The sequence below is a fragment of the Mesorhizobium sp. LMG 17147 genome (genome assembly GCF_024297145.1).
GTDB lineage: Bacteria > Pseudomonadota > Alphaproteobacteria > Rhizobiales > Rhizobiaceae > Mesorhizobium.
Window position 1 is genome coordinate 259,783 of the sequence record NZ_JANCTC010000001.1, and the last position, 25,225, is coordinate 285,007.

A 25,225-nucleotide genomic window follows, 5' to 3' on the forward strand; every position below is an offset into this window, starting at 1 on the left:
GTCAACGGGCCTTGCGTCGACAAGATAGCGCTCCCGCCGCCTGGAACGGTCGGCGAGCATAAAATGCGCCTGTGAAGCGGCGATGACGGGAGCCACCAAAGAATGATCGGACTCGTGCTTGTAACGCACGGTCAACTGGCCGCCGAGTTCCGCAATGCCGTGGAACACGTCGTTGGGCCACAAGACAATTTCGAGACCGTGGCGATCGGTGCCGACGATGATATGGAACAGCGCCGCCGCGACATTATCGACGCAGTCGGCCGCGTCGATACGGGATCAGGCGTCATCGTTTTGACCGACATGTTCGGCGGCACGCCCTCCAACCTCGCCATTTCCGTGATGGAATCCGGCCGCATCGAGGTCATTGCCGGCATGAACCTGCCGATGCTGATCAAGCTGTCCAGCGTTCGCAAGGGCGACAACATGACGGCAGCCCTGGATGAGGCGCAGGCTGCCGGCCGCAAATACATCAATGTCGCCAGTCAACTCCTGAGCAGCAAATGAGCGCGCTGTTGCCGGAAAAGGACAAGATCGTTCGCGACTTTCCGATCGTCAACCAGCGCGGCCTGCATGCGCGCGCCTCGGCCAAGTTCGTTCAAATTGCCAGCGGCTTCAATGCCACGGTCCAGGTCGAGAAGGACGGCGTCAAGGTCGGCGGCACCTCGATCATGGGCCTGATGATGCTGGCGGCGAGCCCCGGTTATTCGATCCGCGTCACCGCCACCGGCCCGGAGGCCGAAGAGGTCATCGATGCGCTGGAGCAACTGGTTGCTTCCCGTTTTGGCGAGGAATGCTGACGTGCTGATCGCTTCCGAAGACATGCACGGATAAAGATTTCTTTATATCCCATTGTCGTCCAACTCCCGATCTGCTAGTCAGGCCGGCAACTCGCGCCCTCCGACACGCCTTCGGGGCGGGGCGCGTCCCGCAATCAATTCGCATCGGAGCACTGCCATGACGGGTAGCAAGGACTATGTGGTCGCAGATATCGCGCTTGCCGGCTGGGGCCGCAAGGAGATCGAGATCGCCGAAACCGAAATGCCGGGCCTGATGGCCTGCCGCGAGGAATTCGGCGACAAGAAGCCGCTCAAGGGCGCGCGCATCACCGGCTCGTTGCACATGACCATCCAGACGGCGGTGCTGATCGAAACGCTGAAGGCGCTCGGCGCCGATATCCGCTGGGCTTCCTGCAATATCTTCTCGACCCAGGACCACGCCGCCGCGGCCATTGCCGAGGCCGGAATTCCGGTGTTTGCCGTCAAAGGCGAGACGCTGGAGGATTATTGGGTCTACACCGACAAGATCTTCCAGTGGGCCGATGGCGGCACCTCCAACATGATCCTCGACGACGGTGGTGATGCCACCATGTACATCCTGATCGGCGCCCGCGCCGAGGCCGGCGAGGATGTGCTGTCCAATCCGGGCAGCGAAGAGGAAGAGATCCTGTTTGCCCAGATCAAGAAGCGCATGCAGGCATCACCCGGCTTCTTCACCAGGCAGAAGGAAGCGATCCGCGGCGTCACCGAAGAGACGACGACCGGCGTCAACCGGCTCTATCAACTGCAGAAGAAGGGCCTGCTGCCGTTCCCGGCGATCAACGTCAATGATTCCGTCACCAAGTCGAAATTCGACAACAAATATGGCTGCAAGGAATCGCTTGTCGACGGCATTCGCCGCGGCACCGACACGATGATGGCCGGCAAGGTCGCGGTCGTCTGCGGCTATGGCGACGTCGGCAAGGGCTCGTCGGCTTCGCTCAAGGGCGCCGGCGCCCGCGTCAAGATCACCGAGGTCGATCCGATCTGCGCGCTGCAGGCGGCGATGGACGGTTTCGAGGTGGTCACGCTCGAAGACGCGGCGCCGACGGCCGACATCGTCATCACCACCACCGGCAACAAGGACGTCGTTACCCTCGACCACATGCGCCTGATGAAGGACATGGTGATCGTCGGCAACATCGGTCACTTCGACAACGAGATCCAGGTGGCCTCGCTGCGCAACCTGAAATGGACCAACATCAAGCCTCAGGTGGATATGATCACCTTCCCGGACGGCAAGCGGATGATCCTTTTGTCGGAAGGTCGCCTGCTCAACCTCGGCAACGCCACCGGCCATCCGAGCTTCGTCATGTCGGCGTCCTTCACCAACCAGGTGTTGGCCCAGATCGAGCTGTACACCAAGCCCGGCCAGTACGAGAACCGGGTCTATGTCCTGCCGAAACATCTCGACGAAAAGGTCGCGCGCCTGCATCTCGACAAGCTCGGTGCCCGCCTGACCGAACTGTCTGGCGAACAGGCCGCCTATATCGGCGTCACTCCGCAGGGACCGTTCAAGCCGGAACACTACCGCTATTAACCACGGCGAAACTTGCCACTAGATATTGAAGCCGGGCGATTGACTTTTCGCCCGGCTTTATTTTTGCGCTGATTGATTCTTCACGCCGATTCGCGCAAGCGCTATGGTGCTGATTCGCGGTCCGGGGACGAGGCCCGGGCGCACGCATCAGGGCGGTCTTGCATTCAGGCGGCGAAGAGGACCAAGACATGCCGGGGGATAACCCGCCTTGCGCGGGACAGGCCGTTTCCGGCGGCCATAACGATTCGATCACGGGCTCCGCTGCCAGAGGCGGCAGCCTTTTGTGGCGTGCCGGCAGCCGTGTCGGGGTGCTGCTTGCTTCTTCCGCGCTGGTTGGTCCGCTGCTTGGCATTACTGCACATGCGCAAACCCGCGTGGCGCAAAAGGCCGGGCTGTCGGTCAGCACGGTCGAGGTCATGCAACTCGCCATGTTCGTCGGCGTCATGGGGGCGGCATTGCTGTCGGCCATCTTTCTGATCCGCGAACGGGCGCGCACCGCGGCGGAAAATGCCGAGCTCAGGACCCGCATCGCCGACGTCAATGCCGCGCTGCAGCGCTCGGAGGCGCTGCTCCATTCGCGCGATCAGCGCGTGGTCGTATGGGCGGCCGAGAACAAGAAGCCCGAGCTTGTCGGGACATTGCCGATCGAGAGCGGCGCGCCGGAGGACCGGGCGGCCTTCCTGGCTTTCGGCCGCTGGCTGATGCCGCGTTCGGCGGCCGCACTCGAACATGCCGTCGCATCACTGCGGGACAAGGCAAAGCCGTTCGATCTGGTCATCGAATCGCAGGCCGGCCAGCCGCTCGAGGTTCACGGCCGCAAGAGTGCGGCGCATGTGCTGGTTCGCTTCGTCTCGCTTTCGGAGACACAGCGAAGCCAGGCCAGGCTGAAGATCGAGAACCAGCGCTTGGCCGCCGACCATGAGACGCTGATCGGCCTTCTGGATGCGCTCAAGATGCCATCATGGTTGCGGGCCGTCGACGGGCGGCTGAAATGGGTCAACCGGGCCTATGCCGAAGCGGTCGAGGCCGAGAATGCCGAAGCGGCGGTTCGTGACGGCAAGGAATTCCTCGGAGGCCAGGCGCGCGACACCATCGCTGCGCAGCACAAGTCGCACCCCGTCTTCGAACAGACGCTCTCCACGGTGATCGAAGGCGACCGCCGTATGTTTGCCGTGACCGATTTTGCCGGGGCGGATGGTTCGGCTGGTCTTGCCTGCGACATCAGCGCCATCGAGGCCATTCGCGCCGAATATGAGCGGACCGTGCAGAGCCACGCCGACACGCTCGATCAGCTCAACACCGCCGTGGCGATTTTCGATACCGACGAGAAATTGCGGTTTTTCAATCAGGCGTTCCAGAAACTATGGGGCCTCGACAGCGGCTTCCTGCACAGCGCGCCGGATAACGCCTTGCTGCTCGACCGCCTGCGCAGCGAAGGCAAGATCGCCGAGCAGCCCGAATGGCGGCGCTGGAAAGAGAGCCTGCTCGGCGCCTACCGCGCGGTTGAATCGCAGGAGCATTGGTGGCATCTGCCGGACGGCAAAACCATTCGCGTCGTCGCCAATCCGCAGCCCAAGGGCGGCGTCACCTGGGTGTTTGAGAACCTGACCGAGAAGATGGACCTTGAAAGCCGCTATCAGACCGCTGTGCGGGTTCAGGGTGAGACGCTCGACAACCTTGCCGAAGGCGTCGCTGTGTTCGGCCCCGACGGCAGGCTGAGATTGTCCAACCCGGCCTTCGCGGCACTGTGGGGGCTGGATGCCGATGCCTCGAAACCCAACGTCCATGTCTCGACGATCCGCGAACTTTGCGACCGCCGTGCCGTCGACAGTCCGTGGGGCGGGTTCGTTGCCGCCATCACCGGCTTCGACGACGAGCGCCGCGACCGCCACGGCCAGACCGAATTGAACAACGGCACCGTTTTGCGCTACGCCGTCATCCCTTTGCCCAACGGCCAGGTGATGATGACCTTTGTCGACGTTACCGACAGCGTCAATGTCGAGCGGGCGCTGAAGGACAAGAATGAGGCGCTGCAAAAGTCCGACCAGATCAAGAACGAATTCGTGCAGCACGTCTCCTATGAGCTGCGCTCGCCGCTGACCAACATCATCGGCTTTACCGAGCTTCTTTCACTGCCGTCGACTGGTCCGTTGAACCAGAAGCAACGCGAATATATCGGGCATGTCGGCTCGTCCTCCTCGGTCCTGCTCACCATCGTCAACGACATCCTCGATCTGGCGACGGTGGATGCCGGCATCATGGAACTCGACATTTCCGAAGTTCACATCAATCGAACCATTACAGCCGCCGCCGAACTGGTCGCCGATCGGCTGGAAGAACATGCGATCAAGCTTAGGATCGACGCGGCTGCCGCGCCGAAGACCTTCCACGGCGACGAGATCCGCGTCCGCCAGATACTCTACAATCTGCTCAGCAATGCCGCCAATTACGCGCCGGAGGCGAGCACCATAACGCTCGCCTGCCGCCAGCTTGCCGACGGCGTGGAATTTTCCGTTCACGATGACGGCCCCGGCATGCCGCCGGACCTGCTTGAGTCAGTGTTCCGGCGCTTCGAGCCGCGCACCAATGGCGGCCGCCGCCGTGGCGCCGGGCTCGGCCTGTCGATCGTCAAGAGCTTTGTCGAACTGCATGGCGGCAGCGTCCGCATCGAGACCGGCAGGGATAAGGGCACCACGGTTGTTTGCGCCTTTCCCGACACGCCGTCGGGCATCCGCGCGGCGGCCGAGTAGCGCGTTCGATGGCGGTGTTGGTGCTGGAGCGTTTTCTCGCCGACGAGGCTGCGACGGCAAGGCTCGGCGAGGATCTCGCCATGTCGCTGCGCATTGGCGACGTGCTCGCTCTCAAGGGCGATCTCGGCGCCGGCAAATCGACCTTGGCACGGGCGCTGGTCAGGGCGCTGGCCGACGATGCCGGCCTCGACGTGCCGAGCCCGACCTTCACGCTGGTCCAGAGCTACGACACGCGTGTGCCGGTCCATCATTTCGATCTCTACCGCCTGGGCACGGCATCCGAGCTGGACGAGCTGGGCTTCGACGAGGCGGTGACACAAGGGGCTGCGCTGGTCGAATGGCCGGAGCGGGCAGAGGCATATTTGCCGAATACGTCGGTGCTGGTCGAATTTCTCCAGCAGGGCGACGGCCGACTGGCGAGACTGTCGGGAGAGGGCGCCGCCTTCGAGCGCGCGGCGCGATCGCTGGCAATGCGCGATTTTCTCGGGCAGGCCGGTTGGGGCGAAGCGCAGCGGCGATATTTCATTGGTGATGCCTCGGCTCGCTCCTACGAGATCGTCACGCTCGCCGGATTTCCGCCGCGCGTGCTGATGAACTCGCCAAGGCTGGTGCTCGGACCGCCAGTCCGCGACGGCAAACCCTATGCCGACATCGCCCACACCGCGCAATCCGTTTCGGCATTCGTCGCCATCGACCGGGCCTTGCGGGCCGGCGGCGTCAGCGTCCCGGAAATCCACGCCCAGGACCTCGACCAGGGTTTTCTCCTGCTGGAACATCTTGGTTCCCAAGGATTTTTGGACAAGCGCGGCCAGCCGGTGGCCGAGCGTTATGCGGCGGCGGCCGAACTGCTTGCCATGATGCACGGCAAAACATGGCCGGCCCGTATGCAGGCCGGCCCCGGTGTCTTCCACGAGGTGCCGCCTTTCGACCGCGACGCCATGATGATCGAGGCCGAATTGCTGGTCGACTGGTATGTCCCGGCGATTTCAGGCGCTCCGCCAAGCGAGGCGCTGCGCGCCGGCTACCGCAGCGAATGGAATGCGGTGCTCGATCGGCTCGAGGGGCGCGAATACACGCTTATGTTGCGCGACTTCCATTCGCCCAACCTGATCTGGCGCGCTGACCGTTCCGGTCATGACCGCCTCGGCGTCGTCGATGTCCAGGATGCGCTGATCGGACCGTCCGCCTACGACGTCGCATCGCTCGCCATGGACGCGCGCGTCACCATTTCACCTGAAATCGAAAAGCACACGCTCGCCGCCTATATCGCCGCGCGGCGCGCGGCCGGCGTCTTCGACGAGGACGAATTCCTCGAAACCTATGCAATCATGGCCGCACAGCGCAATTCCAAGGTACTCGGCATCTTCGTGCGGCTCGAAAAACGCGACGGCAAGCCTTATTATCTGAAGCATCTGCCGCGCATCCGCGACTATCTTCGCCGGGCGCTGGCGCATCCGGCGCTGGCCGGGCTGCAGGATTTCTACATCGCCCACGGCTTGCTGGAGGAACGCTCGATTTGACGGCTAAGGATTTAGGCCTGGCGGCGTCGGACGAGGGACCGATGCCAACGACCGCCATGGTGCTCGCCGCCGGGCTCGGCAAGCGCATGCGGCCGATCACCGATACCATGCCGAAGCCGCTGGTCAAGATCGCCGGCAAGACATTGCTCGACTGGGGGCTGGATTGCCTGGCCGAAGCCGGCGTCGCCAAGGCCGTCGTCAACGTCCATTACCTGCCGAAACAGATCGTGGACCATGTAGCCCGCCGCAATGCGCCGAGAATCGTCATTTCGGATGAGAGCAGCGGCTTGCTCGACTCTGCCGGCGGTATCGTCAAGGGGTTGCCCTGGTTAGGGGCGCCCTTCTATGTGCTTAACGCGGACACCTTCTGGATCGACAGCGGCGTTTCCAATCTCAGGCGACTTGCTCTTGCATGGGAGGGCGCGACAAGGGACATTCTGCTGATGCTTGCGGATCTCCAGTCGGCAACCGGACATAGCGGCGGCACCGATTTCCTGATGGCGCCGGACGGCGCCTTGCGGCGTGCGAACAACGATCCGGCCGGGCTGATCTATGCCGGCGCCGCAATCGTCCATCCGCGCATCTTCAAGGACGCGCCGGCTGGCCCGCTGTCGCTCAACGCCTATTTCGACGCGGCAATCGCCGCCGGCCGTCTGTTCGGCATGAAGATGCAGGGTCACTGGATCACTGTCGGCACACCTGACGCGATCCCGCGGGCGGAAGCAGCGGTCGCCGCCGCGCTTGCCGGCACGCCCAATGCTGTTGCTGAGGCACCCGGCGCTCTTACCGAGTCGAAATGAGCGGCTCCCGCCGCGTTTTCTCGATCCCGCCCGGAGCGCCGTTCCTGCCGACGCTGGCCGAGGCGCTGCTTGCAGGGCGCCTGGTTCCCGGCTTTGCCTACGATGGCGATCCGCTGATGCTGGCCGATCTCACCATCTATGTGCCGACGCGCCGTGCGGCGCGGGCGCTTCGCGGCGAATTCGTCGATGCTCTCTCGCGCTCGGGAAGCCGCTCGGCGATCCTGCCGGTCATCCGCCCGCTTGGCGAATTCGACGAAGATGAAGCGGCCTTCGAGGCAGGAGCTTCGGCCGCCATCGACCTTGCGCCGCCGATCGCCGCGGTCGAGCGCCTGCTGCTGCTGGCGCCGCTGGTGCGAGCGTGGAAACGCCGCCTGCCGGCACATGTCGCCGCATTGTTCGACGAGGAGATCGTCATCCCGGCCTCCGCCGCCGACGCCCTCTGGCTGGCGCGCGACCTGGCGCGGCTGATGGATGAGATCGAGACCGAGGGCACGGATTGGGCGAGGCTCGCCGACCTTGTGACCGGCAATCTCGCAGGCTGGTGGCAGGTGACGCTCGATTTCCTGAGCATCGTGACCGAGAACTGGCCGAAGCTGCTCGAGGAACGCCATCGCTCCAATCCCGCCGCGCATCGCAATGCCCTGATAAGGCTGGAGGCAGCGCGGCTGAGGCGCAATCCGCCGGCCGGGCCGGTGATCGCCGCCGGCTCCACAGGATCGATCCCAGCCACGGCCGAGCTGCTTGCCGTGATCGCCGGTCTGCCCAATGGCGCCGTTGTGCTGCCCGGGCTCGACCGGACACTGGACGAGCCGTCCTTTGCCGCCATCAGTGCGCTCGGTGCGCGCCCGGCCCTGCTTGGCCACCCGCAATACGGCCTGGCAAAGTTGATCGGCAAGATCGGCGTGCCGCGCGCCGACGTCGAGGACCTTGCTGTTGCGCCGCGGCCGCTTGCATTGCGCGCCGCACTCGTCGGCGAAGCGCTTCGCCCGGCGGAGACTACCGAGCTCTGGGCCGAGACGCGCGCCCGCTTTACGGCCGGTGATATTGCCGAGGCCTTCGCTGACGTGACGCTTCTCGAAGCCGCCAGCGAACGCGATGAAGCGGTGGCGATCGCCGTCGCGCTCAAACAGGCCGTCGAACGGCCCGGCCAGCGCGCCGCGCTGGTCACCGGCGATCGCGCGCTGGCGCGGCGCGTCTCGGTCGAGCTGTTGCGCTTCGGCGTCGCCGCCGACGATTCCGGGGGCACGCCGCTCATCAACACGCCAGCCGCCAGCCTGCTCAGGCTGGCGCTTCAGGCAGCCTTCCGCCCGGGCGACCCGGTCGCCTTGCTGTCGCTGCTCAAGCATCCCCTGCTAGGCCTCGGCCAGGAGCGGGCAAGCGTGCGCCATGCGGCCGAAATCGTCGAACTCGTGGCGCTGCGCGGTGGCACCGGGCGTCCGGACGTCGCGTCGCTGCCGCAGCTCTTCGACACCCGGCTCCTCGAATTCGACGGCGGCGGCAATCGCCGCCCGCCTTTCTGGCGATCGCGCCTCTCGGTCAGGCGCATCGAACAGGCGCGCGAGCTGCTGATCCGGCTAACGGCTGCGCTGGCGCCGCTGGTAGCTTTTCGCGGCCAGGAGAATGCCGATCTTGTCACGCTTGTGCGTGCCAGCGTCGTTGCGCTCGAAAGCCTCGGACGCGCCGCCGACGGCAGCCTGAGCGAACTCTATGCCGGCGATGCCGGCGAAAAGCTTGCCGAGCTCTTGCGCGGGCTGGTCGCGGCCTCGGTGTCGTTCTCCTTCGCGGCTGACGAATGGCCTGACGTGATGGAGGCGCTGATCGCGCCCGAGATGGTCAAGCCGGCGCAAGGCACCGACAGGAACATCGCCATCTGGGGTGTGCTGGAAGCGCGGCTTCAGGATGTCGACACGCTGGTCGTCGGCGGGCTCAACGAAGGCGTATGGCCGCGCAAGCCGGAGAGCGACCGCTTCATGTCGCGGCTGATGAAGACCGGCATCGATCTTGAACCGCCGGAGCGGCGCATCGGCCTTGCCGCCCATGATTTCCAGATGGCCATGGGCGCCAAGAAATTGGTGCTGGCCCGCTCCGCCCGTTCTGGCGACGCACCGTCGGTGCCCTCGCGCTGGCTGCAGCGTATCCTTACCTTCGTCGGCGAGGACCATGCTACGGCACTTCGCCGGCGCGGCGATGAACTGCTTGCCTGGGCGCGTGTGCTCGATGCCGGCGAAAAGCAGGACTTTGCGCCGCGGCCGCAGCCGAAGCCGCCGCTCACCGTACGGCCGCACCACTTCTCGGTCACCGAGATCGAAACGCTGCGTCGCGATCCCTATGCGGTCTATGCCAGAAGGATACTCGGCCTGATGCCGCTCGATCCGGTCATTCGCGATCCGGGCGCTGCCGAGCGTGGCACGCTGTTTCACGCAATTCTGCACCTCTTCTCAGCGAGGGTGACCGACCCGCGCGCGCCGGAGGCGCTGGACGGGCTCATCGCCGCAGGCCGCTCCTGCTTTGCCGAGGCTGCGCTGCCCGCCGATGTCGAGGCGGTGTGGTGGCCACGCTTCGAAAAGCTTGCCGCCGGCATCATCGAATGGGAGCGCGGCCGGGCCGCAGCCGTGGCACGGCGGCATGCCGAGGAAGGCGCCGAAAAGACCGGGGTCGGCCGATCCGGCGTAACCCTGTCCGGCTATGCCGATCGCATCGATCTGCTGGCTGGCGGAATGGCCGACATCCTCGACTACAAGACCGGCTCGTCGCCATCCAAAGCACAGGCGCACACGCTGCTCGCGCCGCAACTGGCGCTGGAGGGCGCGCTGCTCAGGCGCGGCGCTTTCAAGGAGCTTGGCGCATGCGAGCCGTCGCAACTGGCCTTCGTGCGGCTGAGGCCGAATGGCGAAGTGTTCGAGGAATCCATCCTCGAATACAACCGCAGGCCGCGAACCGCCGCCGATCTCGCCGAAGAAGCGTGGGCGCGGCTGGAAAAACTGCTGATCCACTACGCCGACCCGGCGACCGGTTATCTGTCGCGGGCGCTGCCGTTCCGCGAGGGCGAGACCGACGGCGACTATGACCATCTCGCCCGCGTGCTCGAATGGTCGGCCGGCGGCGACGCCGATGATGAGGGAGGGGAGGCATGAAAAAGGCCTACCCCATTCCAAGCGACACTGCCGCGAGCCAGGCAAGCGCGTCCGACCCGCGCAATTCCGCCTGGGTGTCGGCCAACGCCGGATCCGGCAAGACCCATGTACTCGCCCAGCGCGTTATCCGGCTTTTGCTGCGTGGCACCGATCCGTCCAAGATCCTGTGCCTGACCTATACGCGTGCCGCAGCCGCCAACATGTCGAACCGTGTGTTTTCCACCCTGTCGCAATGGACGACCTTGGGCGATGCCGAGCTCTCGACACGGATAGAGGCGCTGGACGGCCGCCAGCCCGACCGCGAAACCATGCGCCGGGCGCGGCGGTTGTTTGCGGAGGCGCTGGAGACACCGGGCGGGCTGAAGATCCAGACCATCCACGCCTTCTGTGAATCGGTGCTGCATCAGTTCCCGCTGGAAGCCAATATCCCGGCGCATTTCGAAATGCTCGATCCGCAAATGGAGGCTTCGCTGTTCGCCGCCGCCCGCCGCGACATGATTTCGGGCGGCGTTGCAGGCGATACGGCATTGGCCGAGGCCTTCGCCACCGCGCTGGAGCGCGGCGGCGAACATGGGCTCGACGCACTGCTGGCCGAGATCGTGCGCAAGCGCGATGGTTTGCGTGCGTTCATCGCCGCGGCCGGCGGCGAGGGTTTTCAGGCGCTGTTCGACGAGTTTCAGTTCCGCGCCGGCCAGACGGCCGAAGGCATAGCCGCCTCCGTCTGGCCGCTGCCCGGCTTCCTGCCGGATTATCTCGTCACCTTTTCACGGGCGGCCGAGGCCGCCGATGCGCGCGTGGTGCTGAACAATATGCTGCCATACGCCCGTCTCGCCTTCGCCGAGGAGCATCCGGTACGTCGCCTGAATTTGCTCTCCAAGGCTTTCCTGAGGGCCGACGGCGAGCCTTACGATCCGGCAAAGACGTTTAAAAGGGCATTGCTTGACCGGTTGCCCGATCTTGCCGAACGATATCTGGCGGCGGTCGAAGCCATTCTCGAAATGTCCGACCGGCTGGCCTTGTTCAGGATGCTGGAGGGCACCCGTGCGGCGCTGACCATCGCCGACTGGCTGATCGCCCGCTATGAGCAATTGAAGCGCGCCCGCGGCTTCCTCGACTTCAACGACCTGATCACCCGCACGGTCCATCTACTGGCGCGGCCCGACGCCGGCCCATGGGTGCAATACAAGCTCGACCAGGGCATCGACCACATCCTCCTCGACGAGGCGCAGGACACCAGTCCCGACCAGTGGGAGGTGGTCAAGCGGCTGGCGGAGGAGTTCTTTGCCGGACTCGGCGCACGCGACGCCGTCCACCGCACCATCTTTGCGGTCGGCGACGAAAAGCAGTCGATCTATTCCTTCCAGGGAGCCGCCCCGGACTCCTTTGCCGACAGCCGGATTTTGTTTGCCGGCAAAGTCAGATCCGCCGCCGCCGCCTTCGCCGATCTCAAGCTGACCTGGTCGTTTCGCTCGACCGACGACGTGCTTGCGGCGGTGGATCGTGTCTTTGCCGACCCGAACGTGCGGCGCGGCATCAGCCACGATCCCGATCCGCTCGACCACAAGGCGATCCGCAACGATGCGCCGGGCTATGTCGAGGTCTGGCCCTCGCTCGGCGCCGACACCGTCGACGAACCGGACGACTGGACGCAAGCGGTGGATCACGCCCACGCACCGGCGGTGCGCGTTGCCGAAAACGTTGCAGCGACTATTGCCGGCTGGATCGGCGGCGCCGAGGTCATCGAAGGGCGTGGCAAGAAACTCCGGCCCGGCGACGTGCTGGTGCTGGTACGCAAGCGCGACCGCTTCGTCCATGCCCTGACACGGGCGTTGAAGCGCCGCGACATCCCCGTGGCCGGCGCCGACCGGCTCAGCCTGCCTGGCCATATTGCGGTGAAGGACCTGATCGCACTCGGTCATTTCCTCATCCAGCCCGAGGACGATCTGTCGCTGGCCGCCGTGCTGCGCAGCCCGATCTTCGATGTCTCGGAAGAGCAGCTTTTCGCGCTTGCTGCGGAGAGGCCGTCGGGCGTTTCGCTGATCGCCTCGCTGCGCCGGCATGCCGGCGAAAACGAGGCATTGGCCGCCGTCGTCAGCCGGCTCGACACATGGTCGAACGAGGCCGCATTCAAGCCGGTGTTCGAATTCTATGCTGCAGCTCTCGCCCGCGACGGCCTACGCAAGAAGATGATCGCGCGGCTCGGGCCGGAGGCCGGCGACATCCTCGACGAATTCCTGAATTTTTGCCTGGCCGAGGAGCGGACCGGCCTGCCAGGACTGGAATCGTTCCTGTCGACGTTGGAAAACGCCGGCCCCGAGATCAAGCGCGAAATGGACCAGACCCGCGACGAGGTTCGCGTCATGACCGTGCATGCCGCCAAAGGCTTGGAGGCGCCGGTGGTATTCCTTGTCGATGGCGGCTCCGCGCCGTTCAGCGACCAGCATCTGCCGAGATTGATGCCGTTCGAGGGCTCGGGCGACTGCTGGGAGGGCAAGGGTTATCTCTGGCGTTCGGCCAGCGATGTCGCCAATGGGTTTTCACGCGCCGCATCGGCCCGCGCCCGCGAGCTCGCCGACGATGAATATCGCCGGCTGCTCTATGTCGGCATGACCCGCGCCGAGGATCGGCTGATCGTCTGCGGCTATCATGGCAAACGGGCGCCAAATACCGGCACCTGGCATTCGATCGTCAGCCGCGCACTGGTCGGTGCCAGGGAGAGCGAAGAACGCCGGCATCCCGCCACCGGCGAGACCGTGCATCGTTTCCAGGTGACGAAACTGACGCCCATGCCACTGGCGTCCCTGGATGAGGCACGACAGGCTGAACGCTTCGCGCCATTGCCGGAAACCCTGTTCCAGCCTCTGCCGCCCTTCGAGGAATTGCCGCGGCCGCTCTCGCCGTCCGGCGCCTCGGTGCTGATCGACGAGGCGCGGCAAGCGGTGGCCGACACGCGTTCGCCGGTGCTGGATGCCGACGCCGAGCCTGGCTTTGCCGTCGTGCGCGGGCTGGCGCTGCACAAATTGCTGCAGATGCTGCCCGGCATCGACGAGGGAAAACGCCGGGATGCCGCCGAACGCTATCTGGCAAGAGCCGGCGCGGCATGGCCCGACGACGAGCGCGACAAGGCACTGGCTGGCGTTTTCAGAATTCTTGCTGACAGCCGCTTCGCGCCGCTGTTTGCGCCAGACTCGCGCGCTGAAATCGCCATCATGGGCAGCCTGGAGGTGAGGGGCAAACTGCGCTCGATTTCCGGCAAGATCGACCGGCTGGCAGTAACGCCGGACAAGGTTTCGATCGTCGACTACAAGACCAATCGGCCAGCGCCGGCTACGCTCGCCGAAGTGCCGCAAGCCTATGTATTGCAGCTCGCACTCTATCGCGCGCTGCTTCGGCCGCTCTATCCGGGACGCGAGGTCTCGGCGGCGCTGCTGTTCACCGAGGCGCCGCGGCTGATCGATCTGCCGGCAGCGGCCATGGACGACGCGCTTGCTAGACTCACGGGAGCGTGACACAACACTTGCTTGAAGACGGACGCGATCACCACCACATTTGGTGCGACGAACAAATCGAAAGGATCTCAGTATGGCCACCGTCAAGGTCGACAAGAGCAATTTCCAGGCCGACGTGCTCAACGCCAAGGAGCCGGTCGTGGTCGATTTCTGGGCGGAATGGTGCGGCCCGTGCAAGATGATCGCCCCGGCGCTCGAGGACATCGCCATCGAACTCGGCAGCAAGATAAAGATCGCCAAACTCAACATAGACGAGAATCCTGAGCTGGCCGCGCAGTTCGGCGTGCGCTCGATCCCGACGCTGATGATCTTCAAGGGCGGCGAAGTCGCCGACATGAAGGTCGGTGCTGCGCCGAAAACGGCATTGTCGCATTGGATCAACGGCAGCCTCGCCTGATCCGATCAGAATTTTGCAGAAAAGCCCGGCCTCGCGCCGGGCTTTCTTGTGGCGCCACCGATCCGCAGATCTGGCACTCGCCACTTGCCATCTCATGCTCTTGTCTGGCTTAAAGCAGGAGGAGCGATATGACCGGATCCGCCAAGGCCACCGTCTTCATCGACAATGAGCGAGTCATTGTCACCGAATACCGCTTCGCCCCGGGCGACAACACCGGCTGGCACCGCCATGGCCACGACTATGTGATCGTGCCGTTGACCGACGGCAAGGTGAAGCTCCTGACCAAGGATGGGGAATCCTTTGCCGAAATGAAGAAGGGCTCGCCGTATTTCCGCAATGAGGGCGTCGAACATGACGTTATCAGCGCAAACGATGGCGAATTCGCCTTCATCGAGGTCGAGTTGAAATAGTCCACCAACCATCGGCTGCGCCGCTACAATTGTCCGGCGCGGCGCTATTCACCAATCCGCGATACGATCGCCGCCGAGGAATTGTGCGCTTTTCTCAGTGTATTCGAACAGTTCGATCTTCACACCGTTGGGGTCGCGGATCCAGGCCTGGTAGGTGTCATCGCACGCGCGTTTCTTGGAAGTGACATCGACCCCCTTTGACCCCAGATGGGCGATCGCGGCGTCGATGTTTTCCACCTCGAGGCAGAAGTGGTTGATCTGGTTCAAGTCGCTATAGCTTGCGCCGTCTTTCTGGAACACCTCGACATGGCTACGGCCGCCGCAATTGAGGTAGAAGCCGAAAATCTTCCCGTCGCGCAGGAAATTGAACTGAGTGTCCATGCCGAGGACGTCCCGGTAGAAGCTTCGCGTCATCTCCAGGTCATTCGCGAAAATGCAAACGTGTGCGAGCTGCTTTACCTTGATCATGACTGGCTCCTCGCGGTGATCTGACAGGTGTGGCGTCATCGCGGCCCGGGCGAACGCACGCCTCAGGTTGGCGGCGTGCCGTTTTCGGCCAGTACCGCGCCGGCCAGGTAAAGCGATCCGCCGATCAGGATGCGCGGCGGCGGTCCGTCCCATGTGTCGCGCAGCAGCATCAGTGCGCTTGCAACGGAACTAACCGGTTCGGCCGACAAGCCTGCCTCAATGGCGCGGGTCGCCAGTTCGTCGTTCGGCACGCCGGCGTCGCTCAGGCTCACCGGCACGGTGTAGACGTGCCGCACCAGCCCTTTGAAGGCCCGGAAATAGCCGCTCTGGTCCTTGGTGTTGATCATGCCCGAGATCAGGAACAGCGGCCGCGGGTTCTTTTCCTCCTGCTCGGCCAGCGCCTCAGCGACGACCACGCCGGCGCCGGGATTATGGCCGCCGTCGAGCCAGATGTCGGCGCCCTTCGGCGCCAGTTCGGCCAACCGGCCTTGCGGCAGCTTCTGCATGCGGCCCGGCCAGGCGACATTCGCCATCGCCTTCTCGGCGGCGCGGTGGCTGATCTCGAAGCCGGCCGCCTTGACCGCCGCGATCGCTGCCGCTGCATTGGCGAATTGATGGCGCCCCGGCAGGCGCGGTGGCGGCAGGTCCATCAATCCATCTTCGTCCTGATAGACCATGCGGCCGTTTTCCTCATAGGCAAGGAAATCCTGGCCATAGACGAAGGCGGGGCAGTCGAGCCGTTCGGCGGTTTCGATGAGCACCTGCTGGGCCGTCTCGCTTTCCTGCGCGCCGATGACGACCGGGCACCCGCGCTTGATGATGCCGGCCTTTTCGGCGGCGATCAGCTCGACGCGGTCGCCGAGATAGGCTTCGTGGTCGAGCGAGACCGGCATGATCACCGACACGGCCGGCTCGGCGATGACATTGGTGGCGTCGAAGCGGCCGCCAAGGCCGACCTCGAGGATGACGGCATCGGCCGGATGTTCAGAAAACAGCAGGAAGGTGACGGCGGTGAGGATTTCGAAGACGGTGATCTTCTGGCCTTGATTGGCCTCGGCGACCCGGGCGATGGCTTCGGCGAAGACCTTGTCGTCAACCAGCCTGCCGCCGCCATCGGCGGCCAGCCGGTAGCGCTCGTGCCAGTTCACTAAGTGTGGCGAAGTGTGGACGTGGACGCGGTAGTCGGCTGCTTCGAGCAGCGCCCGTGAAAAGGCGGCACAGGAGCCCTTGCCATTGGTGCCGGCGATGTGGATGACCGGCGGCAGCTGGTCCTGCGGATTGCCGAGGCGTTCGAGCAGCCGCGAAATGCGGTCGAGCGAAAGGTCGAAGCCCTTCGGGTGAAGCGCCATCAGGCTTTCGATTTCGCGGTCGGCGGCAAGCGTGGTCATGGCGAATCCTAGAGCATTTTGCAGCCAAATGGAATCATTTGGCGTCCGCATAAATGCGGCAAAACAGATAGTTAGAGCGGGTTACCGGTTCCAGGAGAACCGGAACCGCTCTAGGCGCGTCACGGATGGCGCGCAACCGCAGTTGGTGGCGAATGCGTCAGGCGTGCGGCCGGGCTTCGGCCGGAATCACCGACGGCGGCAGGATCTCCGGCTCCTGCGGTTTTTGCTCTTCCGGCAGCTTGAGCAGCATTCTCAGCAGCCGCGCAATCGTCTGGCGCATCTCCAGCCGTGACACCACCATGTCGACCATGCCGTGTTCCATCAGATATTCGGCCCGCTGGAAGCCTTCGGGCAGTTTCTCCCTGATCGTCTGCTCGATGACACGCGGTCCGGCAAAGCCGATCAGCGCGCCTGGCTCGGCAATATGCACGTCGCCCAGCATGGCGTAGGAGGCGGTGACGCCGCCGGTCGTCGGGTTAGTCAGGACGACGATATAGGGCAGGCCGGCCTCCTTCAGCCTGTCGACGCCGACCGTGGTCCGCGGCAACTGCATCAGCGACAGGATGCCTTCCTGCATACGCGCGCCGCCGGAGGCCGCAAACAGGATCAGCGGCCGCTTGCGCTGCAAGGCCACCTCGAAACCATGCACGATGGCGTCACCTGCCGCCATGCCGAGCGAGCCGCCCATGAAGGCAAAATCCTGCACCGTCACCACCACCGGCACGCCCTCGACCGTGCCCAGCGCATTGATGATGGCGTCTTCCATGCCGGTCTTGGCCTTGGCATCCTTCAGCCGGTCTACGTAGCGCTTCTCGTCGCGGAACTTGAGCGGATCCTGAACGACCTTGGGGTTTTCCAGCGTCTCGTATTTGCCGTCGTCGAGGAAGAATTTCAGCCGTTCCTTAGCCGATATCTTCATATGGTGGCCGGAGGACGGGATGACGAACTGGTTCTGCTCCAGATCCTTATGGAACACCATTTCGCCGGTCTCGGGATCCTTGATCCATAGATTTTCCGGCATGTCGGTGCGGCGGCCGAGCATCGAATTGATCTTCGGACGGACGTAATTGGTGATCCAGTTCATCGCTTCGGCTCCTGTCCCTTAAGAAGACGTAGGAAGATTATTCGGCGGCAGCAAGGCGAGCCGCGCGAACCCCTTGCGAAAGCCCGCTGACCAGCGTGGCGACGGCCTCGGCCGGATCGGCGGTCTTTTCGCCCTTCGGCCCCAGCACGTTGGCGACTGCATTGACAATCGCGGTGCCGACAACGACGCCGTCGGCCGACGCGCCGATGATGCGCGCCTGCTCTGCTGTCTTGACGCCGAAGCCGACGCAGACCGGCAGGTCGGTATGGCTCTTGATGCGCTTGACAGCTGCCGCCACCTTGCCGGTGTCGGCCAGCGCCGAACCGGTGATACCGGTCATCGACACATAATAGACGAAGCCGGAGGTGTTCTGCAGCACCTTGGGCAGGCGCTTGTCGTCGGTGGTCGGCGTCGCCAGCCGGATGAAATTGATGCCGGCCTTGAGTGCCGGCATACAAAGTTCCTCATCCATCTCCGGCGGCAGGTCGACGACGATCAGCCCGTCTATGCCGCTGGCCAGCGCGTCGCTCAGGAAGCGCTCGACGCCGTAGATGTAGATCGGATTGTAATAGCCCATCAAGACGATCGGCGTTTCACTGTCGCCGGCGCGGAATTCCGAGGCCATCTTCAGTGTCTTGACCAGTGTCTGGCCGCCCTTCAGCGCCCGCAAGCCGGCCGCCTGGATCGCCGGGCCGTCGGCCATCGGATCGGAAAACGGCATGCCGAGCTCGATGATGTCGCTGCCGGCGCCGGGCAGCGCCTTCATGATCGAGAGCGACGTGTCGTAGTCAGGGTCGCCGCCCATGAAATAGGTTACGAGTGCCGGTCGGCCCTCGGCCTTCAGCTTTGCCATGCGGCGGTCGATACGGGTGGCCATGATCAGATCTCCATGCCCAGCATATTGGCCACCGTATGCACGTCTTTGTCGCCGCGGCCGGACAGGTTGACGATGACGATCTGGTCCTTGTCCATGTCAGGCACGATCTTCACCGCCTGTGCAATGGCATGGGCCGATTCAAGCGCAGGAATGATGCCCTCGACGCGTGTCGTCAACTGGAACGCCTCCAGCGCCTCGCTGTCGAGGATCGGCACGTAGTCGACGCGGCCGGAATCGCGCAGCCATGAGTGCTCCGGCCCGACGCCGGGATAGTCGAGGCCGGCCGAGATCGAGTGGCCGTCCATGATCTGACCGTCGGCGTTCTGCAGGAGGTAGGTACGGTTGCCATGCAGCACGCCGGGCGCGCCGGCACTCATCGAGGCGCAATGCTCGATGCCGTCGAGGCCGCGGCCTCCGGCTTCTACGCCGATGATGCGCACCCCACTGTCGTCGAGGAAGGGATGGAACAGGCCGATAGCGTTGGAACCGCCGCCGACGCAAGCGATGATGGTGTCAGGCAGCCGGCCTTCCTGCTCGAGGATCTGGGCGCGCGCCTCGGTGCCGATCACCGACTGGAAGTCGCGCACCAGCTCCGGATAGGGGTGCGGGCCGGCGGCGGTGCCGATCAGATAATAGGTATCCTCGACGTTGGTCACCCAGTCGCGCAGGGCCTCGTTCATGGCGTCCTTCAGTGTGCCGTGGCCGGCCGTCACCGGCCGCACCTCGGCGCCCAGAAGCTTCATGCGAAAGACGTTGGGGCTTTGCCGGGCGACATCGGTCGCGCCCATATAGACGATACAAGGAAGCCCGAAGCGCGCCGCGACCGTGGCGGAAGCGACGCCATGCTGGCCGGCACCGGTCTCTGCGATGATCCTCGTCTTGCCCATGCGCTTGGCGAGCAGGATCTGGCCGAGGCAGTTGTTGATCTTGTGCGAGCCGGTGTGGTTCAGGTCCTCGCGCTTGAAATAGACCTTTGCGCCGCCCCCGAGGCCCTTTGCCAAGGAGACCTCACGAAGATGCCTGGTCAGGCCTTCGGCGAAATAGAGCTTCGACGGCCGCCCGGCGTAATGCGTCGAGAGATCGGTCAGTTCGGCCTTGAAATCCGGGTCGTTCTTGACCTCGTTCCAGTGCCGCTCCAGCTCGAGGATCAGCGGCATCAGCGTTTCGGCAACGAAACGACCGCCAAAAATGCCGAACATGCCCTGCTCATCGGGGCCGGTGCGGAAGGAATTCGGTATCGCCGGCTTGTCCATCGCCGATCTCCTGGTCTGAGGTTTGAAGCGTGGTCAGGCGGCGCGGTTGTCGCGTGCTGCCCCGACGGCGCGGAAAAATTGTTCGATCAGCGCCGGTTCCTTGACGCCCGGCGCGCTCTCCACGCCCGAAGAAACATCTATTCCGGGCGGGTTCGCCAGCCGAAAGGCGTCGCCGATATTGCCGGCATTGAGCCCACCGGAAAGCATGTAATCAACGCCGGCGTCAAGGCCAGCCAGAATGCGCCAGTCGAAGGCAAGACCGTTGCCGCCCGGCAATTCCGAACCCCTAGGCGGCTTGGCATCGAACAGGAAGCGGTCGGCAATGCCGATGAAGGGTTTGACCCGCGCGAGATCGGCAGCCTCGCCGACCGGCAGCGCCTTCATCACCGGCAAGCGGTAGCGGGCCTTCACCTCGGCCACCCGCTCGGGGGGCTCGGCGCCGTGAAGTTGCAGCATGTCGGGCTGCATCTTTTCAACGATCTCATCCAGGAACGCATCGCTGGCGTCGACCGTCACCGCAACCGCCTTGGCCTTGCCGCGCGCCGCTTCGCGCAGGCGGCCGGCTTCCGCCGGCTCGACATAGCGCGGGCTTTTGGCAAAGAAAATGAAGCCGACATGGCTGGCGCCGCCGGCCAATGCCGCGGCCAGTGCCTTGTCGGTCTTCAACCCGCATATCTTGATGTCGAGCGCCATGGCGCGGGATTGGCACGAAACGGCCAAAGAGTCGAGAAAAAGCATCCTGTTTGCCGCCGGCGCGGAACGCGCTACCTTGCTAATGTAAGAGCGGAACGCGCTACCTTGCTGGTATAAGAGCGCAACGCTACTTGCTCAGGCACAAAGGCGGGAGAACAAAGATCATGCCGGAAAAGACCGTCGCGGAACTCAGGCAAAAGCTGGCGCAGGCCCATGAGGTCATCGCTCATTTGATGGACAAGGCGGCTTTCAACGGCGCCGAGGCGCACCGGGCGCTGGCTTATTTCAGCAACGAGACCTTCGAGAAGGATTTTCTGCCCTGGCCCCGCCATGTCGATGAGGGGTTGCGGCCGGAGGAGTTGAACGCGGCAAATGACGATTGATTGGACAACTACTCGAACGCGATCGCCTGCAGCGCGCCGCCATTGCGCTTGAGCCAATCCTTGCAGCGCTCGGTATCCGGGCAAAGCTGCTCGCATAACTTCCAGAATTTAGGCCCGTGGTTCATCTCCTTGAGATGCGCCACCTCATGCGCGACGAGGTAGTTTATCACCGGCCGTGGCGCCATCATGATGCGCCAGGAAAACGACAGATTGCCGTCCGACGTGCACGACCCCCAGCGGCTCGACGTATCCTTGAAGCGGATCGCCTTGGCGCGCTTGCCGATCGCCGCGCTATGCTTGGTCACCAGCGCCTCGATCTCGCGCTTGGCTTCGCGCTTGAGGAAATCAGCGATGCGGCGCGGCAGATGCACGCGTTCGCCATGCACGATCATCAGCGGCCCGCGCTCGTCGCGCGACAGCGTGACGGTGCCGCGTTTCGACGGTTCGTGGACGATGCGATGCGGCACGCCGCGCACCGGTATCTTGATGCCGGGCCGCACCTGCGGCCGGTTGGGCACTTTGGCCAGCCTTTGCTCCAGCCAGTCCTGATGGCGGTCGAGAAATTTTTCCACCTCGCCGCGCCGCAGCCCCGGCGGCACGGTGATGCGCAGACCACGGCCACCGGAATCGATGCGCAGCGTCAGGCGCCGCGCCCGGTCGTTCTCGACGATCTTGAGCGGCAGCGTGCGGCCGGCAACGCAATGCTCGCGCTCCACGACGGGCGTGGGCTTGGGTTTCGTCGGGGTGCGAAAGAAGCCGAAGGACATTCCGGGACGATACGTGATTCGAGGGAAACGACTAGAACAAAAAAGAAACGGCGCCGCTGACGCGACGCCGTTGGATTATCTATCCGCGCACGGGACCTTACTCGTCGAGCAGGCCTGGCGTCGAGTTGCCGCTGGGTTTGTTGTTCGTCGCCGACCCGGTCGTGGGGGACGTCGACTTGTTGCGATTGGCCATGAAGCGATCGAACTCTTCCTGATCCTTGGCGCGGCGCAACTCGCGGGCATATTCGTCGAACTCGCTCAGCATCTCGTCGAGCTTGCGGCGTTCCTCGGCAAGCCGCTCGAGTTCCTTTTCGCGCCAGTCATCGAAAGCGACGTTGCCGGTGCGGGCGGAGCCATGACCCCAGCGCGCGGCCTTGTCGGAACCGCGGCGGCAACCGGCGAAGATGCCGTCGGTGGCGCGGTTGACGTCGCGCTTGAAGCCCTCGAGCCGGTCGCCCCAGATGATGTAGGCGAGCATGGCCAAGCCGAGCGGCCAGAACACCATGAACCCGATCACCATCAACGCGATGGTCGCCGGCGTCCAGGCCGGACGGATCAATGCAGATGTGTTCATTTCTCCCAATCCTTCAGTTGGAGACAGCCAAATCCGGCTGCGTTGAATCGAAATGGGATGGAGAAAACGGCGATTCAAGACAGCGATCGCCAAAACCGGACAAGCGGCTGAAATGATTATCGCTTTTTGAGATTTTCGAGGAAAAGCACGACTAATCCGGCAATCAGCCCCCAGAACGCCGCGCCGACGCCGAACAGCGTCAGCCCCGATGCGGTGACGGCGAAGGTGACCGTGGCGGCCATCCGCTCGTTCTCGTCTTTCAAGGCGATCGACAATGCATTGGCGAGCGGCGCCATCAGCGCCAGGCCGGCGACCAGCGCGATCAGGCTCTGCGGCAATACGGCGAAGATCGCCACCAGCGAGGCGCCGAACAGGGCAAAGACGAGATAGGCCAACGCATAGAACGGCCCGGTCTTCCAGCGCTCGGCCGGATCGGGATGCACGTCGGGCCCGGTGCAGATCGCCGCCGAGATTGCCGCCAGATTGGTGGTCGAGGCGCCGAACGGCGCCGTCAGCAGCGAAAACAGGCCGGTGACGCCGATCAGCGGCCCGGGTTCGGGATGATAGCCGGCTGCCCTCAGCACGGCGAGGCCGGACAGGTTCTGCGAGGCCATGGTGACGAGGTAGAGCGGCAAGGCGAGGCCGATGATTGCAGTGGCGGTGAACTGCGGCATCACCAGCGTCAAGCTCGAGAGTTCCGGTGCCGGCAGACCGCCGACCCGGCCGGTGAGGAAGGCGGCGAGACCGCCGCCGATCAGCACCAGCAGCACCGACAGCGCCGGGTTGAACAGGCGGATGACGAAGAACGCCGCAACCAGCGGCAGGATCAGCCAGGGGTCGACGGGAACGGTCTTGACCGCATTGATGGCGAAGGTGACGACGATGCCGGCCAGCATTCCGGACGCGACGGACGCCGGTATTCTGGCGATCAGCTTGGTCAAGGGCCCGAACAGGCCTGTGGCGATCAGCAGGACCGCGGTGACGACGAAGGCGCCAACCGCCTCACCCATCGAAAAGCCGGTCGACGCGGCGATCAGCGCCACGCCTGGCGTCGACCATGCGGTGATGACCGGCATTTTTGTGCGCCAGGACAGCCACAGACTCTCGATCGCCATCGCCAGGCAAAGCGCCGTCACCCAGCTTGCCGTCTCGACCTGCGTTGCGCCGACCGCCTTGGCGGCGGCAATGACGATGGCCAGCGTACCGCCGAAGCCGACGATCGCCGCCACGAAGGCGGACACCGGAATGGAAATGCGCATGCCTCTATCCCGCCTGCCGCACCATAGCGTCCACCGCCCGCACCAGCATGTCGAGATCCTGCGGCCGCGACAGGCGGTGGTCGCCGTCGGGGATGAGCGACAGCGTGACGTCGTCGGCCGGCAGCAGGCTGACCAGCTTCAACGCATGGCTCGACGGCACGTCGGGATCGGCCAGGCCTTGCAGGATGTGGACCGGACAGTGCGTGTCGATCGGCCCGGTCATCACCCGGTTGTTGCGGCCGTCCTCGATCAGTCCGCGCGTGTAGATGTACGGTTCGGCGGAATAGTCCGACGGCTCTTCAAAAAAGCCCTTTTTCCTGAGGTCGCGCTTCTGCGCCCCGGTCAGCACCGGCTCCACCAGTTCGAACGTGAAATCGGGCGCCGGCGCCAGCAGCACAAGGCCGGCGACGCTGTTCTCGCCCGCCTTGTGCAACTCCTGCACCATGCGCAGCGCGATCCAGGCGCCCATCGACGAACCGACCAGGATTTGCCTGCCCCGGGTGAAGCGGCGGAAAACCGCCAGGCTCTCGCCCAGCCATTTCGAGATGGTGCCGTCGGCAAAGGCACCACTCGATTCGCCGTGGCCGGAATAATCGTGGCGCAGGAAGGCGCGGCCTTCTTTGCGCGTCCATTCCGACAAGGTTTCGGCCTTGGTGCCCAGCATGTCGGATTTGTAGCCGCCAAGCCAGACGATGCCGGGCTCGGCACCTGCCGCATGCCTGACGGCAATGCTCGTCCCGTCGACGGCCAGGAAGATCGGGGTGGTGCTCATGGTGTATTCCCTCACGCCGGTCTTTTGGCACAAGCGGGGGTTCAACGAAAAGTGCTCTGCTACTTTCTTCGCTTGGTGCAGAGGAGCATTCATCGGGCAGGTGATTTCCTGAGAATGCTGTGCTATTGACTCCGACCGCGCGCTCACCACATTGCGCGTTCGCAATTCTGAACTGAAGAACCCCTTAACGAAACGGCTCAAGGAGACCACGACCATTCGCAGACCTTTCAAAGCAGCGGCGCCCACCAAGGAAGGCCCGCGCTCCAACCGTGACATCCGGGTTCCCCGGGTCCAGCTAATCGACGCCGAAGGCCAGAACCGCGGCGATGTCTCCATCAACGACGCATTGCTGCTCGCCGAAGAGGCTGGGCTCGACCTGGTCGAGATATCGCCCAATGCAGTGCCGCCCGTCGTAAAGATCCTCGATCTCGGCAAGCTGAAATACGCCAACCAGAAGAAGGCGGCCGAGGCGCGCAAGAACCAGAAGGTCATCGAGATCAAGGAGATCAAGATGCGCCCGAACATCGACAGCCACGACTACGAGACCAAGATGAAGGCTGTCCGGCGCTTTTTCGAGGAAGGCGACAAGGTCAAGCTGACATTGCGCTTCCGCGGTCGCGAGATGGCGCATATGGAACTCGGCATGCAGCTTCTGAACAAGGTTCGCGAGGAAGTGGCGCCCATCGCCAAGGTCGAAGCCGAACCGAAGCTCGAAGGCCGCCAGATGATGATGGTGCTGGCGCCCCGCTAAAGCGCGTTGCGCTTTAGTTCTGTTTTGTGCATGTCGTTGTCGCAAAACCGCTGCGCACTTTTGGGCGACGTGCATAAAATC

At 64.1% G+C, this 25,225-nt stretch carries 22 protein-coding genes; 12 read left to right on the forward strand and 10 right to left on the reverse strand.

From position 1 onward, the window contains the following. Nucleotides 1–102: 102 nt before the first annotated feature. The 10 genes from NMG46_RS01360 to NMG46_RS01405 all read left to right on the forward strand — a co-directional run bounded on the left by NMG46_RS01360 (nt 103) and on the right by NMG46_RS01405 (nt 14,875). Complete coding sequence (locus NMG46_RS01360; protein WP_254815942.1) at nt 103–504, forward strand: PTS sugar transporter subunit IIA; 402 nt, start codon at nt 103–105, stop codon at nt 502–504. Next, nucleotides 501–797, forward strand: a complete 297-nt coding sequence (locus NMG46_RS01365) for an HPr family phosphocarrier protein (protein ID WP_023677551.1) — start codon at nt 501–503, stop codon at nt 795–797. Before NMG46_RS01360 ends, NMG46_RS01365 begins: the two co-directional genes overlap by 4 nt. Nucleotides 798–954: 157 nt before the next feature. Further along, nucleotides 955–2,355, forward strand: coding sequence for an adenosylhomocysteinase (gene ahcY, locus NMG46_RS01370; protein WP_254815943.1), 1,401 nt, complete (start codon nt 955–957; stop codon nt 2,353–2,355). Between the two features lie 188 nt (nt 2,356–2,543). Continuing rightward, nucleotides 2,544–5,105, forward strand: a complete 2,562-nt coding sequence (locus tag NMG46_RS01375; protein ID WP_254815944.1) for a PAS domain-containing sensor histidine kinase — start codon at nt 2,544–2,546, stop codon at nt 5,103–5,105. 8 nt (nt 5,106–5,113) lie between these two features. Then, a complete protein-coding gene (gene tsaE, locus NMG46_RS01380; RefSeq protein WP_254815945.1) occupies nt 5,114–6,625 on the forward strand; it encodes a tRNA (adenosine(37)-N6)-threonylcarbamoyltransferase complex ATPase subunit type 1 TsaE in 1,512 nt (503 codons plus the stop codon). Nucleotides 6,626–6,666: 41 nt separating this feature from the next. Next, a complete protein-coding gene (locus NMG46_RS01385) occupies nt 6,667–7,425 on the forward strand; it encodes a nucleotidyltransferase family protein (protein ID WP_254815946.1) in 759 nt (252 codons plus the stop codon). After that, nucleotides 7,422–10,559 (forward strand): double-strand break repair protein AddB, encoded by a 3,138-nt coding sequence (gene addB / locus NMG46_RS01390; RefSeq protein ID WP_254815947.1) that lies wholly within the window; start codon nt 7,422–7,424, stop codon nt 10,557–10,559. Before NMG46_RS01385 ends, addB begins: the two co-directional genes overlap by 4 nt. After that, nucleotides 10,556–14,068 (forward strand): double-strand break repair helicase AddA, encoded by a 3,513-nt coding sequence (gene addA, locus NMG46_RS01395; protein ID WP_254815948.1) that lies wholly within the window; start codon nt 10,556–10,558, stop codon nt 14,066–14,068. The genes addB and addA overlap by 4 nt, the downstream gene beginning before the upstream one ends. Before the next feature lie 73 nt (nt 14,069–14,141). Next, nucleotides 14,142–14,465 carry a thioredoxin gene (gene trxA / locus NMG46_RS01400; protein WP_023677558.1) on the forward strand — a complete coding sequence of 108 codons (324 nt, stop codon included), beginning with the start codon at nt 14,142–14,144 and terminating at the stop codon, nt 14,463–14,465. 128 nt (nt 14,466–14,593) lie between these two features. Then, entirely contained in the window at nt 14,594–14,875 is a 282-nt protein-coding gene (locus NMG46_RS01405; protein WP_254815949.1) for a cupin domain-containing protein, read from the forward strand. Between the two features lie 48 nt (nt 14,876–14,923). On the opposite strand, the gene NMG46_RS01410 is transcribed toward NMG46_RS01405, so the two are convergent. The 6 genes from NMG46_RS01410 to NMG46_RS01435 all read right to left on the reverse strand — a co-directional run bounded on the left by NMG46_RS01410 (nt 14,924) and on the right by NMG46_RS01435 (nt 20,638). After that, nucleotides 14,924–15,343, reverse strand: coding sequence for a VOC family protein (locus tag NMG46_RS01410; protein WP_254815950.1), 420 nt, complete (start codon nt 15,341–15,343; stop codon nt 14,924–14,926). A gap of 62 nt (nt 15,344–15,405) precedes the next feature. Continuing rightward, nucleotides 15,406–16,731: a folylpolyglutamate synthase/dihydrofolate synthase family protein gene (locus tag NMG46_RS01415; protein ID WP_254815951.1), complete on the reverse strand. Its 1,326-nt coding sequence runs from the start codon at nt 16,729–16,731 to the stop codon at nt 15,406–15,408. Nucleotides 16,732–16,888: 157 nt separating this feature from the next. Further along, the gene (gene accD / locus NMG46_RS01420; protein WP_254815952.1) at nt 16,889–17,815 is read right to left on the reverse strand and encodes an acetyl-CoA carboxylase, carboxyltransferase subunit beta; all 927 of its coding nucleotides are present in this window, start codon (nt 17,813–17,815) and stop codon (nt 16,889–16,891) included. Between the two features lie 37 nt (nt 17,816–17,852). Continuing rightward, nucleotides 17,853–18,692, reverse strand: coding sequence for a tryptophan synthase subunit alpha (trpA, locus tag NMG46_RS01425; RefSeq protein WP_254815953.1), 840 nt, complete (start codon nt 18,690–18,692; stop codon nt 17,853–17,855). Between the two features lie 2 nt (nt 18,693–18,694). Beyond that, nucleotides 18,695–19,945, reverse strand: coding sequence for a tryptophan synthase subunit beta (gene trpB, locus NMG46_RS01430; RefSeq protein WP_254815954.1), 1,251 nt, complete (start codon nt 19,943–19,945; stop codon nt 18,695–18,697). Nucleotides 19,946–19,978: 33 nt separating this feature from the next. Further along, nucleotides 19,979–20,638, reverse strand: a complete 660-nt coding sequence (locus tag NMG46_RS01435; RefSeq protein ID WP_254816377.1) for a phosphoribosylanthranilate isomerase — start codon at nt 20,636–20,638, stop codon at nt 19,979–19,981. Between the two features lie 164 nt (nt 20,639–20,802). On the opposite strand from NMG46_RS01435, the gene NMG46_RS01440 reads away from it, so the two are divergent. After that, complete coding sequence (locus tag NMG46_RS01440; protein WP_254815955.1) at nt 20,803–21,021, forward strand: hypothetical protein; 219 nt, start codon at nt 20,803–20,805, stop codon at nt 21,019–21,021. 8 nt (nt 21,022–21,029) lie between these two features. Here NMG46_RS01440 and NMG46_RS01445 read toward each other — a convergent pair whose 3' ends face one another. From NMG46_RS01445 to NMG46_RS01460, 4 genes are all read right to left on the reverse strand, one after another. Further along, nucleotides 21,030–21,788 carry a M48 family metallopeptidase gene (locus NMG46_RS01445; protein ID WP_254815956.1) on the reverse strand — a complete coding sequence of 253 codons (759 nt, stop codon included), beginning with the start codon at nt 21,786–21,788 and terminating at the stop codon, nt 21,030–21,032. Between the two features lie 97 nt (nt 21,789–21,885). Beyond that, nucleotides 21,886–22,362 carry a DUF2852 domain-containing protein gene (locus NMG46_RS01450; RefSeq protein WP_254815957.1) on the reverse strand — a complete coding sequence of 159 codons (477 nt, stop codon included), beginning with the start codon at nt 22,360–22,362 and terminating at the stop codon, nt 21,886–21,888. A gap of 116 nt (nt 22,363–22,478) precedes the next feature. Next, on the reverse strand, nt 22,479–23,621 hold the full coding sequence (locus NMG46_RS01455; protein ID WP_254815958.1) for a benzoate/H(+) symporter BenE family transporter: 1,143 nt from the start codon (nt 23,619–23,621) through the stop codon (nt 22,479–22,481). Nucleotides 23,622–23,625: 4 nt separating this feature from the next. Further along, the gene (locus tag NMG46_RS01460; protein ID WP_254815959.1) at nt 23,626–24,393 is read right to left on the reverse strand and encodes a carboxylesterase; all 768 of its coding nucleotides are present in this window, start codon (nt 24,391–24,393) and stop codon (nt 23,626–23,628) included. Between the two features lie 214 nt (nt 24,394–24,607). Between NMG46_RS01460 and infC the strand changes: the two genes are divergently transcribed. Next, complete coding sequence (infC, locus tag NMG46_RS01465; RefSeq protein ID WP_023677573.1) at nt 24,608–25,144, forward strand: translation initiation factor IF-3; 537 nt, start codon at nt 24,608–24,610, stop codon at nt 25,142–25,144. Nucleotides 25,145–25,225: the final 81 nt, after the last annotated feature.

Bases quoted from the DNA above. Each gene is read 5' to 3' on its own strand.
- NMG46_RS01450 (WP_254815957.1), bottom strand. From the start codon at position 22,362: ATGAACACATCTGCATTGATCCGTCCGGCCTGGACGCCGGCGACCATC.
- tsaE (WP_254815945.1), top strand. From the start codon at position 5,114: ATGGCGGTGTTGGTGCTGGAGCGTTTTCTCGCCGACGAGGCTGCGACG.
- addB (WP_254815947.1), top strand. From the start codon at position 7,422: ATGAGCGGCTCCCGCCGCGTTTTCTCGATCCCGCCCGGAGCGCCGTTC.
- trpB (WP_254815954.1), bottom strand. From the start codon at position 19,945: ATGGACAAGCCGGCGATACCGAATTCCTTCCGCACCGGCCCCGATGAG.
- NMG46_RS01385 (WP_254815946.1), top strand. From the start codon at position 6,667: ATGCCAACGACCGCCATGGTGCTCGCCGCCGGGCTCGGCAAGCGCATG.
- NMG46_RS01405 (WP_254815949.1), top strand. From the start codon at position 14,594: ATGACCGGATCCGCCAAGGCCACCGTCTTCATCGACAATGAGCGAGTC.
- ahcY (WP_254815943.1), top strand. From the start codon at position 955: ATGACGGGTAGCAAGGACTATGTGGTCGCAGATATCGCGCTTGCCGGC.
- trpA (WP_254815953.1), bottom strand. From the start codon at position 18,692: ATGGCCACCCGTATCGACCGCCGCATGGCAAAGCTGAAGGCCGAGGGC.
- NMG46_RS01460 (WP_254815959.1), bottom strand. From the start codon at position 24,393: ATGAGCACCACCCCGATCTTCCTGGCCGTCGACGGGACGAGCATTGCC.
- accD (WP_254815952.1), bottom strand. From the start codon at position 17,815: ATGAACTGGATCACCAATTACGTCCGTCCGAAGATCAATTCGATGCTC.
- NMG46_RS01445 (WP_254815956.1), bottom strand. From the start codon at position 21,788: ATGTCCTTCGGCTTCTTTCGCACCCCGACGAAACCCAAGCCCACGCCC.
- NMG46_RS01415 (WP_254815951.1), bottom strand. From the start codon at position 16,731: ATGACCACGCTTGCCGCCGACCGCGAAATCGAAAGCCTGATGGCGCTT.
- NMG46_RS01455 (WP_254815958.1), bottom strand. From the start codon at position 23,621: ATGCGCATTTCCATTCCGGTGTCCGCCTTCGTGGCGGCGATCGTCGGC.
- NMG46_RS01365 (WP_023677551.1), top strand. From the start codon at position 501: ATGAGCGCGCTGTTGCCGGAAAAGGACAAGATCGTTCGCGACTTTCCG.
- NMG46_RS01375 (WP_254815944.1), top strand. From the start codon at position 2,544: ATGCCGGGGGATAACCCGCCTTGCGCGGGACAGGCCGTTTCCGGCGGC.
- trxA (WP_023677558.1), top strand. From the start codon at position 14,142: ATGGCCACCGTCAAGGTCGACAAGAGCAATTTCCAGGCCGACGTGCTC.
- NMG46_RS01360 (WP_254815942.1), top strand. From the start codon at position 103: ATGATCGGACTCGTGCTTGTAACGCACGGTCAACTGGCCGCCGAGTTC.
- NMG46_RS01410 (WP_254815950.1), bottom strand. From the start codon at position 15,343: ATGATCAAGGTAAAGCAGCTCGCACACGTTTGCATTTTCGCGAATGAC.
- NMG46_RS01435 (WP_254816377.1), bottom strand. From the start codon at position 20,638: ATGGCGCTCGACATCAAGATATGCGGGTTGAAGACCGACAAGGCACTG.
- addA (WP_254815948.1), top strand. From the start codon at position 10,556: ATGAAAAAGGCCTACCCCATTCCAAGCGACACTGCCGCGAGCCAGGCA.
- NMG46_RS01440 (WP_254815955.1), top strand. From the start codon at position 20,803: ATGCCGGAAAAGACCGTCGCGGAACTCAGGCAAAAGCTGGCGCAGGCC.